This is a genomic window from Luteimonas sp. Soil_N_1 (assembly GCF_057656255.1).
The window spans coordinates 654,708-670,173 of the sequence record NZ_JBDGKS010000001.1; the positions used below are offsets into that span (position 1 = coordinate 654,708).

At 68.2% G+C, this 15,466-nt stretch carries 18 protein-coding genes; 11 read left to right on the plus strand and 7 right to left on the minus strand.

From position 1 onward, the window contains the following. Positions 1 to 933 (plus strand): heme o synthase, encoded by a 933-nt coding sequence (cyoE, locus tag AC3A4E_RS02985; protein ID WP_487630086.1) that lies wholly within the window; start codon positions 1 to 3, stop codon positions 931 to 933. A gap of 393 nt (positions 934 to 1,326) precedes the next feature. Here cyoE and AC3A4E_RS02990 read toward each other — a convergent pair whose 3' ends face one another. The 6 genes from AC3A4E_RS02990 to rpsU all read right to left on the minus strand — a co-directional run bounded on the left by AC3A4E_RS02990 (position 1,327) and on the right by rpsU (position 6,434). Next, positions 1,327 to 1,962: a hypothetical protein gene (locus AC3A4E_RS02990; RefSeq protein WP_487630087.1), complete on the minus strand. Its 636-nt coding sequence runs from the start codon at positions 1,960 to 1,962 to the stop codon at positions 1,327 to 1,329. 216 nt (positions 1,963 to 2,178) lie between these two features. Next, the gene (dnaG, locus tag AC3A4E_RS02995) at positions 2,179 to 3,906 is read right to left on the minus strand and encodes a DNA primase (RefSeq protein WP_487630088.1); all 1,728 of its coding nucleotides are present in this window, start codon (positions 3,904 to 3,906) and stop codon (positions 2,179 to 2,181) included. 137 nt (positions 3,907 to 4,043) lie between these two features. Then, positions 4,044 to 4,904, minus strand: a complete 861-nt coding sequence (locus tag AC3A4E_RS03000) for a YihY/virulence factor BrkB family protein (RefSeq protein WP_487632001.1) — start codon at positions 4,902 to 4,904, stop codon at positions 4,044 to 4,046. 230 nt (positions 4,905 to 5,134) lie between these two features. Beyond that, positions 5,135 to 5,632, minus strand: a complete 498-nt coding sequence (locus tag AC3A4E_RS03005; protein WP_487630089.1) for an N-acetyltransferase family protein — start codon at positions 5,630 to 5,632, stop codon at positions 5,135 to 5,137. Beyond that, positions 5,632 to 6,075 (minus strand): GatB/YqeY domain-containing protein, encoded by a 444-nt coding sequence (locus tag AC3A4E_RS03010; protein WP_487630090.1) that lies wholly within the window; start codon positions 6,073 to 6,075, stop codon positions 5,632 to 5,634. The genes AC3A4E_RS03005 and AC3A4E_RS03010 overlap by 1 nt, the downstream gene beginning before the upstream one ends. Positions 6,076 to 6,218: 143 nt before the next feature. Beyond that, positions 6,219 to 6,434, minus strand: coding sequence for a 30S ribosomal protein S21 (gene rpsU, locus AC3A4E_RS03015; RefSeq protein WP_055251159.1), 216 nt, complete (start codon positions 6,432 to 6,434; stop codon positions 6,219 to 6,221). 214 nt (positions 6,435 to 6,648) lie between these two features. Between rpsU and tsaD the strand changes: the two genes are divergently transcribed. From tsaD to AC3A4E_RS03065, 10 genes are all read left to right on the plus strand, one after another. Further along, entirely contained in the window at positions 6,649 to 7,683 is a 1,035-nt protein-coding gene (tsaD, locus tag AC3A4E_RS03020) for a tRNA (adenosine(37)-N6)-threonylcarbamoyltransferase complex transferase subunit TsaD (RefSeq protein WP_487630091.1), read from the plus strand. A gap of 68 nt (positions 7,684 to 7,751) precedes the next feature. Then, positions 7,752 to 8,108, plus strand: coding sequence for a dihydroneopterin aldolase (folB, locus tag AC3A4E_RS03025; protein ID WP_487630092.1), 357 nt, complete (start codon positions 7,752 to 7,754; stop codon positions 8,106 to 8,108). A gap of 55 nt (positions 8,109 to 8,163) precedes the next feature. Next, entirely contained in the window at positions 8,164 to 9,486 is a 1,323-nt protein-coding gene (locus AC3A4E_RS03030; RefSeq protein WP_487630093.1) for a mechanosensitive ion channel family protein, read from the plus strand. A gap of 66 nt (positions 9,487 to 9,552) precedes the next feature. After that, positions 9,553 to 10,041 carry a 2-amino-4-hydroxy-6-hydroxymethyldihydropteridine diphosphokinase gene (gene folK / locus AC3A4E_RS03035; protein ID WP_487630094.1) on the plus strand — a complete coding sequence of 163 codons (489 nt, stop codon included), beginning with the start codon at positions 9,553 to 9,555 and terminating at the stop codon, positions 10,039 to 10,041. 104 nt (positions 10,042 to 10,145) lie between these two features. Next, positions 10,146 to 10,979 carry a DUF6159 family protein gene (locus tag AC3A4E_RS03040; protein ID WP_487630095.1) on the plus strand — a complete coding sequence of 278 codons (834 nt, stop codon included), beginning with the start codon at positions 10,146 to 10,148 and terminating at the stop codon, positions 10,977 to 10,979. A gap of 191 nt (positions 10,980 to 11,170) precedes the next feature. Next, positions 11,171 to 11,446: a formaldehyde-responsive transcriptional repressor FrmR gene (gene frmR / locus AC3A4E_RS03045; protein ID WP_232136203.1), complete on the plus strand. Its 276-nt coding sequence runs from the start codon at positions 11,171 to 11,173 to the stop codon at positions 11,444 to 11,446. A gap of 24 nt (positions 11,447 to 11,470) precedes the next feature. Continuing rightward, positions 11,471 to 12,580: an S-(hydroxymethyl)glutathione dehydrogenase/class III alcohol dehydrogenase gene (locus AC3A4E_RS03050; protein ID WP_487630096.1), complete on the plus strand. Its 1,110-nt coding sequence runs from the start codon at positions 11,471 to 11,473 to the stop codon at positions 12,578 to 12,580. Next, on the plus strand, positions 12,580 to 12,912 hold the full coding sequence (locus tag AC3A4E_RS03055; protein ID WP_487630097.1) for a hypothetical protein: 333 nt from the start codon (positions 12,580 to 12,582) through the stop codon (positions 12,910 to 12,912). Before AC3A4E_RS03050 ends, AC3A4E_RS03055 begins: the two co-directional genes overlap by 1 nt. A gap of 1 nt (position 12,913) precedes the next feature. Next, positions 12,914 to 13,750, plus strand: a complete 837-nt coding sequence (gene fghA / locus AC3A4E_RS03060) for an S-formylglutathione hydrolase (protein ID WP_487630098.1) — start codon at positions 12,914 to 12,916, stop codon at positions 13,748 to 13,750. Positions 13,751 to 13,829: 79 nt separating this feature from the next. Further along, entirely contained in the window at positions 13,830 to 14,885 is a 1,056-nt protein-coding gene (locus AC3A4E_RS03065; RefSeq protein ID WP_487630099.1) for a L,D-transpeptidase, read from the plus strand. Between the two features lie 224 nt (positions 14,886 to 15,109). On the opposite strand, the gene AC3A4E_RS03070 is transcribed toward AC3A4E_RS03065, so the two are convergent. Then, positions 15,110 to 15,451 carry a hypothetical protein gene (locus tag AC3A4E_RS03070; protein WP_487630100.1) on the minus strand — a complete coding sequence of 114 codons (342 nt, stop codon included), beginning with the start codon at positions 15,449 to 15,451 and terminating at the stop codon, positions 15,110 to 15,112. Positions 15,452 to 15,466 lie beyond the last annotated feature (15 nt).

Genomic DNA, 15,466 nt, shown 5'->3' on the forward strand with positions numbered 1-15,466 from the left:
ATGGCAATCCAGGCACGCGACTACTGGGCGCTGACCAAACCCCGCGTGGTGGCACTGATCGTGTTCACCGCGCTGGTCGGCATGTTCCTCGCCGTACCCGGCCTGCCGCCGTGGAAAGAAACGGTGTTCGGCCTCCTCGGCATCTGGCTGGCGGCAGCTTCGGCGGCGGCGATCAACCATCTGATCGACCAGCGCATCGACAAGGTCATGGCGCGCACCGCGCATCGGCCACTCGCGACCGGCGCGCTGCGCCCGGTGCAGGTGCTGGTGTTCGCGCTGGCGCTCGGCGCGCTGTCGATGGCGATCCTGGTGCTGCTGGTCAACGTGCTGACCGCCGCGCTGACCTTCGCCTCGCTGATCGGCTATGCGGTGATCTACACCGGCTGGCTCAAACGCGCGACGCCCCAGAACATCGTCATCGGCGGCATCGCTGGCGCTGCGCCGCCGCTGCTGGGCTGGGCCGCGGTGACCAACATGCAGGGCCAGTGGGACTGGGCGCACGCGCTGCTGCTGGTGCTGATCATCTTCGTGTGGACGCCGCCGCATTTCTGGGCGCTGGCGATCTTCCGCCGCGATGACTACGCACGCGCGCTGGTGCCGATGCTGCCGGTCACGCACGGCGTGGCGTACACGCGGTGGCAGATCCTGATCTACACCGTGCTGCTGGTCGTGATCACGCTGCTGCCGGTCGCGATCGGCATGAGCGGGGTGTTCTATCTGGGCGGCGCCGTCGTGTTGGGCCTGGTGTTTCTCTGGTACGCGTGGCGGTTGCTGGATCCGCCGGACGAGTTCTTCGCGATGCGGATGTTCAACTATTCCGTCGTGTATCTGATGGCGCTGTTCGCGTTCCTGCTGGTCGACCACTGGCTGCTGCCGTGGTTGCCGGGCGCCGGCGCTGCGGCCGGCGGGCTGGATTTCCAGCGCATCGGCTGATGCATGCCCCGCCACGCTCCGGCGGGCGCGGGGCCCGCCGGTGCAGTGGGGTCAGGACTTCTTCGCGGCCTTCTCGGCCCGCTTTTCTTTCAGGGTCTTGACCGGCTTCTTCTTGGTCTCTTTCTTCTTGTCGAGGCTCTTGGCCATCGGCGCGCTCCGCTGGGGTCGTACGGGCGGCGGCGGAACGCAGAGGTTCCGTGCCGGGTCTGATCCGGCATGCAGTGTCCGGATCACGACGCATCCTACGCCGAGTCGTTCGGGGCGCCCATGGTTGCAGTCGTCGACACGCCGGTTCGATGCAGATGACAGCCGTGGACGCGCATTGCGCGCGTGTCCATCGGTACGTCGCTGCAGCCGGCGCGCTGCATGTGGCGACGTACAGGGATCCTGTCGTCAGCCGCCCGCGACGACGGTCGAGGTCGGCGTCGCCTGCAGGCAGGCATCCGGGTCGCCATCGAGACCGGCCGGCATCTCGCAGGCACGCGGTTCGAAGTCGAGCGTGGCCTGCCAGCCGGCCTTGGTGTTCGGCGTCAGCGCGACCTGCACGTCAACGTCGCGAATCGTGACGCGCGCGGTCTGCTGCGCTGCGTCGCCGGCTGCCCAGCCGTCGAGCGTGTGCGCAAGTACCGGATCGAGCAGGCTGTTGGCTTCGAGCAGCTGACGGGTCTGCGCCAGCGCATCGGGATGCTCGAGCGCACCGCCGCCGGGCTGGATGTTGACACCGACCAGCAGGCCGCCCTGCTGCTTGAACGCAATGCGGTCCGACGGCACCACGATCTGCTGGCCGTTGGGCAGGCGCAGGGTGACGTCGCGCGACTGGGTGATCGTGTGTTCGGCCGCCAGCGCGCCGTCGGTCTGCGGCCAGGCGAGGTCCACCTGTTCGGCAACCGGCGCGGCGAGATCGATATGCAGGGGCTTGGCGAGCGGCGGCGGGGTGTCGATCTTGGCGCAGGCGCCCAGCAGCAGTGCCGCGGAGAGGGCAAGGCCGGCGCCGAGGCGGCCGGACGGAAGGCGGGTGGATCGGAGCATGGTCAGACCTGTCGGGGAAGGAAAAGGAAGGGGACACCGCGCCGGACCCGTCTACGCGGACTCGGCGGACGCATGGTGATGGACGGGCAGGTGGGCGTGACGCGTTGCGCCATTCGTACCGGTCGATCCCCCCGCAGGGATCAGACCAGCGCGAAGGTTAAGGAACCGTCAGCGGGTTGTAAGCGCTATGTATCTGAACGCGCTCGATTTCCGGTCTCAGCGGGCGCGTTGCAGCAGCAGTTCGCGCAGCGCCTGCTTGCCGGCGGCGTCGAGCGTGCCCTCGCGCTGCTGGCCCAGCAGATCGTCGATGCGCTGCTGCAGCACCTGGCGGTCGAGCTGCTCGATCGCGTCGCGCAGTTCCTGTTCCCATGAGGCCTCGTCGCCGGCCAGATCCTGGGTTGCGAGCTTGCGCAACGCCGGCGCTTCCTCGCGTTCCTCGAACTGTGACAGCAGCACGCCTGTGGTGATGTCCGGGCGGACGCTGCCGATGGCGATTAGCTCGGTCAGCAGTTCGATGCCGGGCTGGCGCAGGGCGACGAAGGGATAGGGCGGCGGCAGCTGCGCAGCCAGACCGGGCTTCTGCAGCAGCAGGGCGATCGCATGCCGCACCACGCTGCGTTTGGGCGGCGGCGCACCGCGTCCGCCGCGCAGTATGCGGCTGGGCGCAGCCTGTTGCGCCGGTGCCGCGCCGCCGAGACCGGTGAGCTCGCTCAGGCGCTGCCGCATCAGGTCGGCGAAGGCGCCGTCGGGAATCTGCGCCAGCATCGGCTTGGCGCGTTCGGCCAGCCGCGCCTTGCCATCCAGCGTCGACAGGTTGATGCCGTCGCCCAGGGTGTCGAAGAAGAACGTCGACAGCGGCGTCGCCTGCGTCAGGCGCGCTTCGAACCCGGGCGCGCCTTCGGTGCGCACGATGGTGTCGGGATCCTCGCCGTCGGGTAGGAACAGGAAGAACGCCTGGCGGCCATCGCGCATGCGGGGCAGCACCGATTCCATCGCGCGCGTCGCGGCGCGACGGCCGGCGGCATCGCCGTCGAAGCAGAAGAACACGTCGGGCGCGTTGCGGAACAGCAGCTCGGCGTGGTCCGGCGTCGTCGCCGTGCCCAGCGTGGCCACCGCCTGCGGCACGCCGAACTGGAACAGCGACACCACGTCCATGTAGCCCTCGACCACGACCAGCCGCTCGATCTTCTGGTTGGCCTGGCGCACCTGCCACAGGCCGTAGAGTTCGCGGCCCTTGTGGAACAGCGGCGTCTCGGGCGAGTTGAGGTATTTGGGCGAATCCTCGGGCTTGAGCACGCGGCCGCCGAACGCGATCACGCGGCCGCGGCGGTCGTGGATCGGGAAGATCACCCGGTCGCGGAACTTGTCGTAGCTGTGGCCGCGGTCGTTCTTCGACAGCAGGCCGACCTTTTCGAGCACCGCGATGCGGCGCGCGTCGTCCTTGCCCAGTGCGTCCTTCAATGCCGAGAAGCCATCGGGCGCGTAGCCGATCGCGAACTGCTCGCGGATCGTGGCGTCGACATCGCGGCCATCGAGATAGCTGCGTGCAGTGTCGTTGCCGGCGAGTTCGCGGACGAAGAAGCGCGACGCCGCATCGAGTGCGTCGTACATCGGCGCACTGTCGGGCCGTGCTTCGCGCTGCTGGGTGTCGCGCGGGATTTCCATGCCGGCGCGCTTGGCCAGCTCGTCGACCGCATCGAGAAATTCGAGGCGGTCGTAATTCATCAGGAAGCTGATCGCGGTGCCGTGCGCCCCGCAGCCGAAGCAGTGATAGAACTGCTTGGTCGGCGACACGGTGAAGCTCGCCGAGCGCTCGTCATGGAACGGACAGCGCGACGAATATTCCTTGCCCTGCCGCTTGAGCGGCACGCGCGCGTTGATGACCTCGACGATGTCGGTGCGTGCCAGCAGGTCGTCGATGAACGCGTCGGGGATGCGCGCCATCAGCGGATTCCACGCAGGCAGACGCACGCGACCGCAGGGCGGACGCGGGACAGGCAGGACAGGGTGGGGGCGACGCGGATCATGCGGACGCTAGGATGCCACGCGCCGCGCGGATCGCAGCATCCGGGACGCGTCTTTCAGCCTGCGGGCGGCGGCCCCTTCGCGAGCGCGGCAGCCTGGCGCTCGGCGCGCTTCTGCAGCGCGCGGTCCACCGAACTGCGCCGCACGCGCTCGTCGATGACCGCGGTGATCAGCGCGCCGACGAAGAAGATCGTCGCCGCGTAATACATCCAGACCAGCAGGATCACCAGGGTGCCGAACGAGCCGTAAGCGCTGCCGGGCGCGGCGTGGGTCATGTAGATGCCAATGCCCCAGCGCCCGACGACGAACAGCACGGACGTCACCACGCCGCCGAACAGGGCCTGGCGCCAGCGCACACGGCGGTCGGGCAGATAGTGGTACAGCACGGCGAACGCGAACGAATAGAGCACCAGCATCAGCGTGTTGCCGACCAGCGGCAGGATCGACGGTACGTTGGCGAAGATGAACTCCACCGCGGTGGTCATCAGCGTCGACACGAGCACCAGAAAGCCCAGCGCGAACACCACGCCGGCGGAGAACACGCGCTTGCGCAGGAACACCATCAGGCCACCCGGCAGGCGATCGCCATCGGTGCGGAAGATCAGGTTCAGCGTGCCCTGCAGCTGCGCGAACACGACGGTCGCACCGACGAACAGCAGCAGCGTGCTCCACAGGCCGGCGAGCGAGCCGATGTCGGGTTGTTCGGTGGCGTTCTGGATCACAGTGCCGGCAACATCGCGTGCGCCGTCGCCCGCCAGCGCGCCGATCTGCTCGAGCAGCGCTTCCTGCGCGGACGGATACAGCGACGCGGTGATCCACAGCACCAGCACCAGCATCGGCGCCAGCGAGATCAGTGTGTAGAACGACAACGACGCGGCCTGGGTCAGCAGGTCGGCATCGACGAAGCGCTTGACCATCGCCGCCGGCAGGCTTTCTTCGAAGCGGGCGACACCTTTGTCGACGCGTGTGCGCAGACGGCCCCAGCGCGTGTGGCGCAGGGGTGTATCGGTGTCCTGGGTGTCCTGCGGCGACGTGCTCATGCGTGGCGATTCTTGAAGGCCGACGTGTGGAGCGCGTGCGTGTCCACTGCGGCGTTGCCGTCACCTTATGCACGCGTTTGTAGCAGAGCGTGAAGCGCCGGGCGATTTCAGCGCGTCATCGTCGCGAGTGCGCGCAGGGCGTCGCCTTCGACGCGCTGCACGGTCCAGCCTTCCTGCGGCTGTGCACCGAGCGCGCGATAGAAACCGATCGCCGGCGCGTTCCAGTCGAGCACGGTCCATTCGAAACGCCCGCAGTCGCGCGCGACCGCGAGCGCGGCGAGATGGCGCATCAGCCGTGTACCGATACCGTGGCCTCGATACGCGGGGCGCACGAACAGATCTTCCAGATACAGGCCACGACGGCCGAGGAAGGTCGAGAACGTGTGGAAGAACAGTGCGAAGCCGGCGGGCGTGCCGTCGGCTTCGGCGATCACGACTTCGGCCGCAGGCGCGTCGCCGAACAGGGCGTCGGCGAGCTGGGCTTCATCGGCGACGACAGCATCGGACAGGCGCTCGTAAACCGCCAGTTCGCGGATCAGCGCGAGCACCAGCGGCACGTCGTCCGGACGTGCCGGGCGCAGGACGATGCCGTCGCCGGCGGTCATCAGCCCAGCGACTGCTTCACCAGGCGCGAGACCAGGCCCATGTCGGCCTTGCCGGCCAGCATCGGCTTCAGCACGCCCATCAGCTTGCCGATATCGGCCGGGCTGGTGGCGCCGGTTTCGGCCTTGGCGCTGGCGATCGCGGCCAGGATCTCGTCTTCGCCGAGCTTCTCCGGCAGGTAGCGCTCGATGATGACGATCTCCTCGCGCTCGACCTGGGCCAGATCCTCGCGGCTCGCCGCTTCGAACTGGCTGACCGAGTCGCGGCGCTGCTTGACCATCTTCTCCAGCGCCGCCAGCACGGCGGCGTCGTCGAGCTCGATGCGCTCGTCGACTTCGCGCTGCTTGACCGCGGCCAGCATCAGGCGGATCACGCCGAGTGCGTGCTTGTCGCCGCCCTTCATCGCGGCCTTCATGTCTTCGGTGAGTTGCTGCTTCAGGGTCATGGCTGGCTCCGGGTTGGGCGCGTGCGGGAGGTGCCGGAACCTGGTGGGTCCGCGGCGGAGACGACAAAAAGCCGGCGGCGCAGGGCGCTGCCGGCTTTTTGCGTCATCAAACGATCAGGCCGGACGGAATCCGGCCGCGCCGATCAATACAGGCGCTTGCGCTTGGTGACGTCGCGCGACACGCGGCGGGACTGACGCTTCACAGCGGCAGCAGCCTTGCGCTTGCGCTCCTGGGTCGGCTTCTCGTAGAACTCGCGCTTGCGGGTTTCGGCGAGCACGCCTGCCTTCTCGCAGGTGCGCTTGAAACGACGCAGCGCAAACTCGAAGGGCTCGTTTTCGCGGACTTTGACGCTTGGCATGGAATCTCCGGGGATCTGGATACCCGGCCGTCTTTGGCCGGATCGGAATCTTGCGAATTCGGAATCCGCCAGGCATGGGTCCCCGGCGAGCCGCGTATCATAGCCGTGTCCCGGTGGCAGGTGCAAGCCACCGGGTCGGCCGCGACCGGGCCGGGCGCAAGGCGCCATATCCGGTCCGGCACTCCTCCTTCCGCTTCCCCGGCAGTCAGCGCGCATGAAAGTCCTCGGCATCGAAACCTCCTGCGACGAGACCGGCGTGGCCGTCTACGACACGGCTGCGGGCGGTGCGGCCGGACTGCGCGCACATGCGGTCTACAGCCAGATCGCGCTGCACGCCGAATACGGCGGCGTGGTGCCCGAACTCGCCAGCCGCGACCACGTGCGCAAACTGTTGCCGCTGATCCGGCAGACGCTGGACGAGGCCGGCCTGTCGACCGGCGACATCGACGGCGTGGCCTACACCGCAGGCCCCGGCCTGGTGGGCGCGCTGCTGGTCGGCGCCGGTGTCGCACGCGCGCTGGCCTGGGGTCTCGACGTGCCGGCGATCGGCGTGCATCACATGGAAGGCCATCTGCTGGCGCCGTTGATGGAGGACGATCCGCCGGCTGCGCCGTTCGTCGCGCTGCTGGTCTCGGGTGGACACACGCAGCTGGTCGCGGTCGACGCCATCGGCAGCTATCGCCTGCTCGGCGAAACACTCGACGACGCTGCCGGCGAGGCCTTCGACAAGACCGCGAAGATGATGGGTCTGCCGTATCCCGGCGGCCCACAGCTCGCAGCGCTGGCCGAACACGGCACGCCGGGCGCGTTCAAGTTTCCGCGGCCGATGACCACGCGGCCCGGTCTGGATTTCAGCTTCAGCGGCCTGAAGACCCAGGTCCTGCTGGCCTGGCAGGGCTGCGACCAGACCGACGCGACGAAGGCCGATATCGCGCGTGGCTTCGAGGATGCGGTGGTCGACACGCTGGCGATCAAGTGCGCGCGCGCGCTGGATGCCACGGGCTTCGACACGCTGATCGTCGCAGGCGGCGTGGGCGCGAACACGCGGCTGCGCGAGAAGCTGCGCGCCGACGCGCAGCGTCGCGGCGGTCGCGTGTGTTTCCCGCGTCCGGCCTTGTGCACCGACAACGGCGCGATGATCGCGTTCGCCGGCGCCCTGCGCCTGTCGGCGGGCCAGCATGGCGGTGCCGCGGTGCACGTGGTGCCGCGCTGGGACATGGCGTCGCTGCCGCCGCTCGCTGCGGCGTAAGCCTGCGCGCGACACCATTGCGCCGCTGCCGCTAAGCTGCGGACTTTCCGCCGCACGCAATCGCCGCCATGGACACCGTCTTCATCGAAGGCCTCGAGATCGAGGCGCTGATCGGCATCTACGACTGGGAGCGGCGCATCCGCCAGCCGCTGGTGTTCGATGTCGAAATGACGTTCGACAACCGCGTGCCCGCGGCCAGCGACGACATCCACGACACGCTGAACTACAAGGCGGTCAGCAAGCGGCTGATCGACTACGTGTCGGCATCGGAATTCGGTCTCGTCGAGACGCTCGCCGAGCGCTGCGCTGCGATTGTGATCGAGGAGTTCAAGGTCGAGCGGGTACGATTGAAGCTCAGCAAGCCGGGTGCCGTGCGTGGTGCACGCGCGGTCGGCGTCCAAATCGAACGTACGCGCCAGACCTGATTGTGCGGAGCTGGCGTCGCGCCTGTCGGGCGCATGACCAGGAGATCCCCGCACGATGCAGACACAACTCGAACGCCTCCGCGACGTCCTTGCGCCGTATCCCTGGGCCTATACCGTCACGGTGTTGTGCGCGTTGCTGCTGCTGGCGTGGATCGCGAATTTCGTCACCAAGCACGTGCTGCTGCGGGGACTCCGGCAGCTGCTGATGAAGTCACCGCTCGGCGGCGCGCAGCATGACCAGGAGGTGCGGCTGCGGGTGATTCCGCGTCTGGCCAACGTCGTGCCGGCGCTGGTGATCTCGGCCGGCATCTCGATCGTGCCCGACCTGCCGCCGCAGCTGGTGACCGTGGTCAAGGCGCTGTGCCAGGTGTTCGTGGTGGTGACGATCGCCATGGCGATCTCGAAGGGCCTCGATGCGATCAACCGCAATTACGAGCGCCGCCCCGACGCGCAGAACAAGCCGATCAAGGGTTATTTCCAGGTCGCGAAGATCATCATGTTCGTGCTGGTCGGCATCTCGGTCGTCGCGACGCTGATCGGTGCGGAATTCCTGCACATCGTCACCGGCCTCGGCGCGATGACCGCGGTGCTGATGCTGATCTTCCAGGACACCATCCTGTCGCTGGTCGCCAGCGTGCAGATCAGCAACGACGGCCGCGTGCGTCTGGGCGACTGGATCGAGATGCCGGGCCAGAACGCCGACGGCGACGTCATCGACATCGCGCTGCACACGATCACCGTGCGCAACTGGGACCGCACCGTCACCACGGTGCCGACCAAGAAGCTGGTCAGCGATTCGTTCAAGAACTGGCGGCACATGTCGGAAGGCGGCGGCCGCCGGATCAAGCGCGCGCTCAATCTCGACCAGCGCAGCGTGCGGTTCCTGGAGCCGGCGGAGATCGAACACTTCCGTCGTTTCAGCCTGCTCGACGGCTATCTGGACCGCAAGGAACAGGAACTGCAGGAATGGAACGCGCGTCTGGCGGCCGATGGTGCCGAGCCTGTGAACCACAGGCGCGTCACCAACCTGGGCACGTTCCGCGCGTACATCGAGCACTACCTGCGCAACCACCCCGGCATCAACCAGGATCTGACGATGCTCGTGCGCCAGCACCAGCCCACCGAGATGGGTCTGCCGCTGGAGATCTGGGCGTTCACCTCGAGCACCGCGTGGGGCGTCTACGAGGGCATCCAGTCGGACATCTTCGACCACATGCTGGCGATCCTGCCGGAGTTCGACCTGCGCGTGTTCCAGGCGCACAGCGACGCGCCGATCGACGTCAACCTGCGCCGGCTCGACGACGCGGACGGCAGTTCGGGAGACCGCAGCCCGCAGCCGCGTGCCCAGCCGCCGGTGCCGGCCCCCGACGCCGGTTGAGTCGTCGGATTGCCTCGCGCATGCGCGGGGCAATCGGCGATCATGGCGCCCCCACCGGAGCGCGCCATGTCCATCGCATTGCTCAGTCTCGGCAGCAACGTCGAACCCGAGTCCCATCTGCGCGCAGCCATCGCCGCGTTGCATGCGCGGTTCGATGATGTCGTGGTGTCGACGGTCTACCGCTTCCCGGCGGTCGGCTACACGGGGCCCGACTTCCTCAATGCCGCGGCGACCGTGCGCACCTCACTCACCCCGGCGACGTTGAACGACTGGCTGCATGCACTCGAGGACGCGCACGGGCGCGATCGCAGCGGCCCGCGTTTCAGCGACCGCACGCTCGACATCGACATCGTGCTGTTCGACGACGGCATCCTCGATGGCGCCGGCAACCTGCGCATCCCGCGCGACGAACTGCGCCATGCCTTCGTGCTGCGGCCCGCGGCCGAGATCGCACCCGACTGGCGGCATCCGCTGGACGGGCGGGCGCTGTCGCAGCTGTGGGACGCGCATGCGGACCGCCATACGCCGTTCGAGGCGGTCACACTCATCGGCTGAGCGGTCACATCGGGTCATCTCCCCACGTCGAAGATATGACTTCCGTCAATTGTGGCCCTGCGGGGCTGGCGGGAGAATTGCCGTCAACCACGGGAGTCACCACGGTGTTCGAGAAGCTGTCGCGGAGTTGGGGGCTGGTCAAGGCGAGTGCAGCGGTGCTGCGCTCGGACAAGGAACTGATGCTGTTTCCGGTCCTCTCCGGTCTGGCCACGCTGGCGGTCCTGGCGACCTTCGCGCTGCCGCTGTTCGCACTGCGCATCTTCGAGCAGGGCATCGGCCTGGCGGGTGTGGCGCTCGCCTTCGTGTTCTATTTCTGCCAGTACAGCGTGATCGTGTTCTTCAACGCTGCGCTGGTCGCAGCGGCGACGATCCGGCTCGACGGTGGCGACCCCAGCCTGTCCGACGGACTGCGCGCCGCATCGCGACGCCTGTCGGCGATCCTGGGCTATGCGGCGATCGCCGCGACGGTCGGCGTACTGCTGCAGGCGCTGCGGCACCGCCAGAGCGGTGCGCTGGTACGGCTGCTGGGCAGCGGCGTCGGCATGGCCTGGACACTGGCCACCTTCCTGGTGGTGCCGGTCCTGGTGAGCCGGGACATCGGGCCGATCGACGCGCTCAAGCAGAGCGTGGCGCTGCTCAAGCGCACCTGGGGCGAGAACGCGATCGGCAACGTCGGCATCGGCGCCGCATTCGGCCTGCTGACGGGGCTGGTGGCGGTGATCGGTGTGGGGCTGACCTACATCGCGTTCATGTCCTCGGCCGCGCTGGGCATCGTGGTGGGCGTGCTGTGCGCGCTCGGCCTGATGCTGCTGGCGGTGTACCAGGCGGCGCTGACGGGTATCTACTCGGCCGCGTTGTACCGCTACGCGGTGTCACACGAAGTGCCCGACGGCTTTGCCGGCACGCAGCTCGCGCAGGCCTTCCAGTCGGTGCGCTGAGCACCGGTTATTGCGGTTCGACTAACGGCCGTGCCATGGGTTGGCCGCAGCGCTCGACGACGCCGGTATCGGCACCGCGCGGCCGGCAGCGTGTGGCCGGGCGGCGTAGATCCGCGCCGATGTCAGGCCGAATCACTGCGCCCGAACCCGCGCTCGCGTATACTCCCCCAGAGTATCGAGACGTCAACGCCATGCCGCATTCGCCCGAGGAAAAAAAGCGTGTCCTGCTGCGCGTGCGTCGCATGCGCGGGCAGCTCGATGCGCTCGAGCGTGCGCTCGAAGCCGGCGCCGACTGCGGCCCCGTGCTGCAGCAGCTCGCCGCCCTGCGCGGTGCGGTCAACGGGCTGATGTCCGGCGTGCTCGAAAGCCATCTGCGCGAGGAACTCGGCCAGCCGGCCGACTCGCCCGAACACCGCCGCGCCAGCGTCGACGATGCCGTCGCCCTGGTGCGGACCTATCTCAAGTAACCATCGTTCTGTCGGGAGTCCATCATGAAATCACGTGCCGCCGTTGCATTCGCCGCGGGCGAACCGCTGAAGATCGTCGAGATCGACGTCGCACCGCCGCAGAAGGGCGAAGTGCTGGTCAAGATCACCCACACCGGCGTCTGCCACACCGATGCGTTCACGCTGTCGGGCGACGATCCGGAAGGCCTGTTCCCGGCCGTGCTGGGCCATGAAGGTGCGGGCATCGTGGTCGAAGTGGGCGAAGGCGTGACCTCGGTGAAGCCGGGCGATCACGTGATTCCGCTCTACACCGCCGAGTGCGGCGAGTGCCTGTTCTGCAAAAGCGGCAAGACCAATCTGTGCGTTGCCGTGCGCGCCACCCAGGGCAAGGGCGTGATGCCCGACGGCACCACGCGCTTCTCCTACAACGGCGAGCCGGTCTACCACTACATGGGCTGCTCGACCTTCAGCGAGTACACCGTCGTCGCCGAAGTCTCGCTGGCGAAGATCAACCCGGATGCGAATCCCGAACACGTCTGCCTGCTCGGTTGCGGCGTGACGACCGGCATCGGCGCGGTGCACAACACCGCCAAGGTGCAGGAAGGCGACAGCGTCGCCGTGTTCGGTCTGGGCGGTATCGGTCTCGCTGTGATCCAGGGCGCGCGCCAGGCCAAGGCCGGCCGCATCATCGCCGTCGATACCAATCCGTCGAAGTTCGAACTGGCGAAGGAATTCGGCGCCACCGACTGCATCAACCCGAGGGACTTCGACAAGCCGATCCAGCAGGTCATCGTCGAGATGACGGACTGGGGTGTCGACCATTCGTTCGAGTGCATCGGCAACGTCAACGTGATGCGCGCCGCGCTCGAATGCGCGCATCGCGGCTGGGGCCAGTCGGTGATCATCGGCGTTGCCGGTTCGGGCCAGGAAATCTCGACGCGTCCGTTCCAGCTGGTCACCGGCCGCAAGTGGCTCGGGACCGCGTTCGGTGGCGTCAAGGGCCGCACGCAGCTGCCGGGCATGGTCGAGGACGCGATGAAGGGCGACATCGAACTCGCGCCGTTCGTCACCCACACGATGGGTCTCGACGCGATCAACGACGCCTTCGACCTGATGCACGAAGGCAAATCCATCCGCTCCGTGGTGCACTACTGATGACCGGTTTCATGGACACGATCGCGCTCGAAGCCGCGATCGAACATCTCGACCTCGAACAGGAACAGCGCGATGCGATCGCGCAACTGGACGACGGTGATCTCGAACAGATCGACCAGGCGATCCTCGCGGCACTCGACCGCAAGTGGAAGAGCGCGGGCTTCATCGTCTCGGGCGTGATGATCGCCGCGCCCGACGAGCATGAGGAATTGCCGGAAGCGCTCTACGTGATCCGCATCCGTGCGCTGGTGCAGGCGTCGCGCATCGAAGGCAAGGGCGATCCGCAGGTGCTCAAGACCTTCGAGATCCGTCTGCCGCAGGGCGGCCGCTGACGTGGCGCTCGAGCGCGTCGAACACCGCGCCTGCTTCGGTGGCTGGCAGGACGTCTACGAGCACGCCTCGGAGACGCTCGGCTGCACGATGCGCTTCGCGGTCTACCTGCCGCCGCAGGCTGAGAAAGCGAAGCTGCCGGTGCTGTACTGGCTCTCGGGCCTGACCTGCAACGAGCAGAACTTCATCACCAAGGCCGGCGCGCAGCGCTACGCGGCCGAGCACGGCGTGATCCTCGTCGCGCCCGACACCGGCCCGCGTGGTGACGACGTGGCCGATGCGGACGGCTACGACCTCGGCAAGGGCGCGGGCTTCTACGTCGATGCGACGCAGGCGCCCTGGGCCACGCATTACCGGATGTACGACTACGTGGTGCACGAGCTGCCGGCGCTGGTCGAGGCCGAACTGCCGGCGAACGGCGCGCGTGCGATCAGTGGTCACTCGATGGGCGGTCACGGCGCATTGGTGATCGCGCTGAAGAATCCCGGCCGCTATCGCAGCGTGTCGGCGTTCTCGCCGATCGTCGCGCCGAGCCAGGTGCCGTGGGGCGAGAAGGCCTTCGGCGCGTACCTCGGCGATGACCGCGCTGCATGGCGCGCGTACGACGCGACTGCGCTCGTCGAGCACGCGACCGAACGCCTGCCGCTGCTGATCGACCAGGGCGATGCCGACGAGTTCCTCGACGGCCAGCTCAAGCCACAGCTGCTGCAGGCCGCGTGCGAGGCCGCCGGTCATCCGATCGAACTGCGCCTGCAGCCGGGCTACGACCACAGCTACTACTTCATCCAGAGCTTCATCGGCGCGCACATCGCGCATCACGCGAAGGCCTTGCACGGCTGACGCGGACGGGTCCGGCAATCGAGGTGTTGCCGGGCGCTGCATGCTAGCGTCGCGCTTCATGCGTTCCGGGGCGAAGACGATGTCGATACGACGGGTGTGGCTGCTGTGCTGGCTCTGTCTGCTGTGCGCGCCATTCGCGGCGTTCGCCGCACCCGCGGTGCCGACCTGGGGCGCGTCGCAGTCGAGCGCGGTCGACACGCCAGCCGAAGCGCTGAAGCCCGGCGCCTGGATCTGGGCGGGCGACGATCCCGCGCTCGGTCCGATGGTGATGGTCGTCAGCCTCGACGAGCAGCGCGGCTACGTCTATCGCAACGGCCTGCGGATCGCGGTGACCACGGTCAGCACCGGCAAGCCGGGGCATGCGACACCGACCGGTGTGTTCACCATCCTGCAGAAGGATCGGGACCACCACTCGAGCCTCTACAACAACGCCGCGATGCCCTACCAGGAGCGGCTGACCTGGGACGGCGTCGCGCTGCATGCCGGCGGTCTGCCCGGCTATCCGGAATCGCACGGCTGCGTGCATCTGCCGACCGAGTTCGCACGTCGTCTGTTCGCGGCGACGACGCTGGGCATGACCGTGGTCATTGCCGAAGACGGACACGCGTCGGCCGACGCCGTGCATCCCGGCCTGCTCGCGCCGGTCGACCCCACGAGTGGCGCCTCGATCGCGGCCTTGCCGCTCGACGATGGCCAGCCCTGGCGCTGGACCGCCGATGACGCGACCACCGGCCCGTTGTCGCTGGTGCTCAGCCGCAGCGACCAGCGTCTGATCGCCCTCGCCGACGGTCGCGAGGTCGGACGCGCACGGGTCGTCGTGCCGCAGGCGGTCGCGCCGCGTGGCACGCATGTCTACGTGATGGGCACCGGTACGCTGCCGGTGCATGTGGACGGCGTCCCGGATGGTGAACTGCCGCAGTGGCAGTCGATCGCGGTGCCGGGGCGCGAGGCCGATGCCGGCCAGACGCTCGATCCCGCGCTGCTGGCCGGGGTGCAGGTGCCGCCGGGATTCGTCGAACGCGTGCTGCCGCGGCTGCGTCCCGGCACCGTGCTGGTCGCGACCGACGCCCATGTGCTGCCGGACACCACCGGCCGGGGACAACGCGTGCTCGACGCGCTGCCGCCGGAGCACTGATCGCGCCGCGGCGCAGGACGGCAGGCGGAACGCGGTCCAGGCCAATCGTTGTGCCTGCGCATGCGCAACCCGACGCTCGATGCCCGCATCGAAACGCGCGCAAGGTCTGGGGGGGGCGTCGCGACGCGCGCAACGGCCTCGAAAAAACGTGCTGTCGCGGGCGTGCAGCGTTCTAGCCGCCGCTCCAGCAGGACAGGCGCAGCGGCGAGTGCGCCGCGGCCTGCTCAGCCGGCGCGGACGTCGCGCAGTTCCCAGGCACTGCCGGCGAGCAGACGCAGGCGGTGCTTGAGCACGGTGCTGGAGATCGAGGTGTTCACGACCAGATCCACACCGAGATCGCGGTCTTCACCGCTGACCTGCGCGCCGGGGTCGGTGATTCCGAGCGCCGGATCGACTTCGTCCGGGTCAGGCTGCTGGTCGCGCCAGCGTGCGAAGAGCGTGTCGCCGCGCAACGCCTCTTCGAGCTCGGAGGCGATGCCGGCCGCGCCCTGTGCGCGCACGGCATGCTCGCCCGACGCGCGGGCCTTCTCGGGGTCGGGCAGGCGGATCAGGTAACGGGTGCTCATGCAGGGTCCATCGGC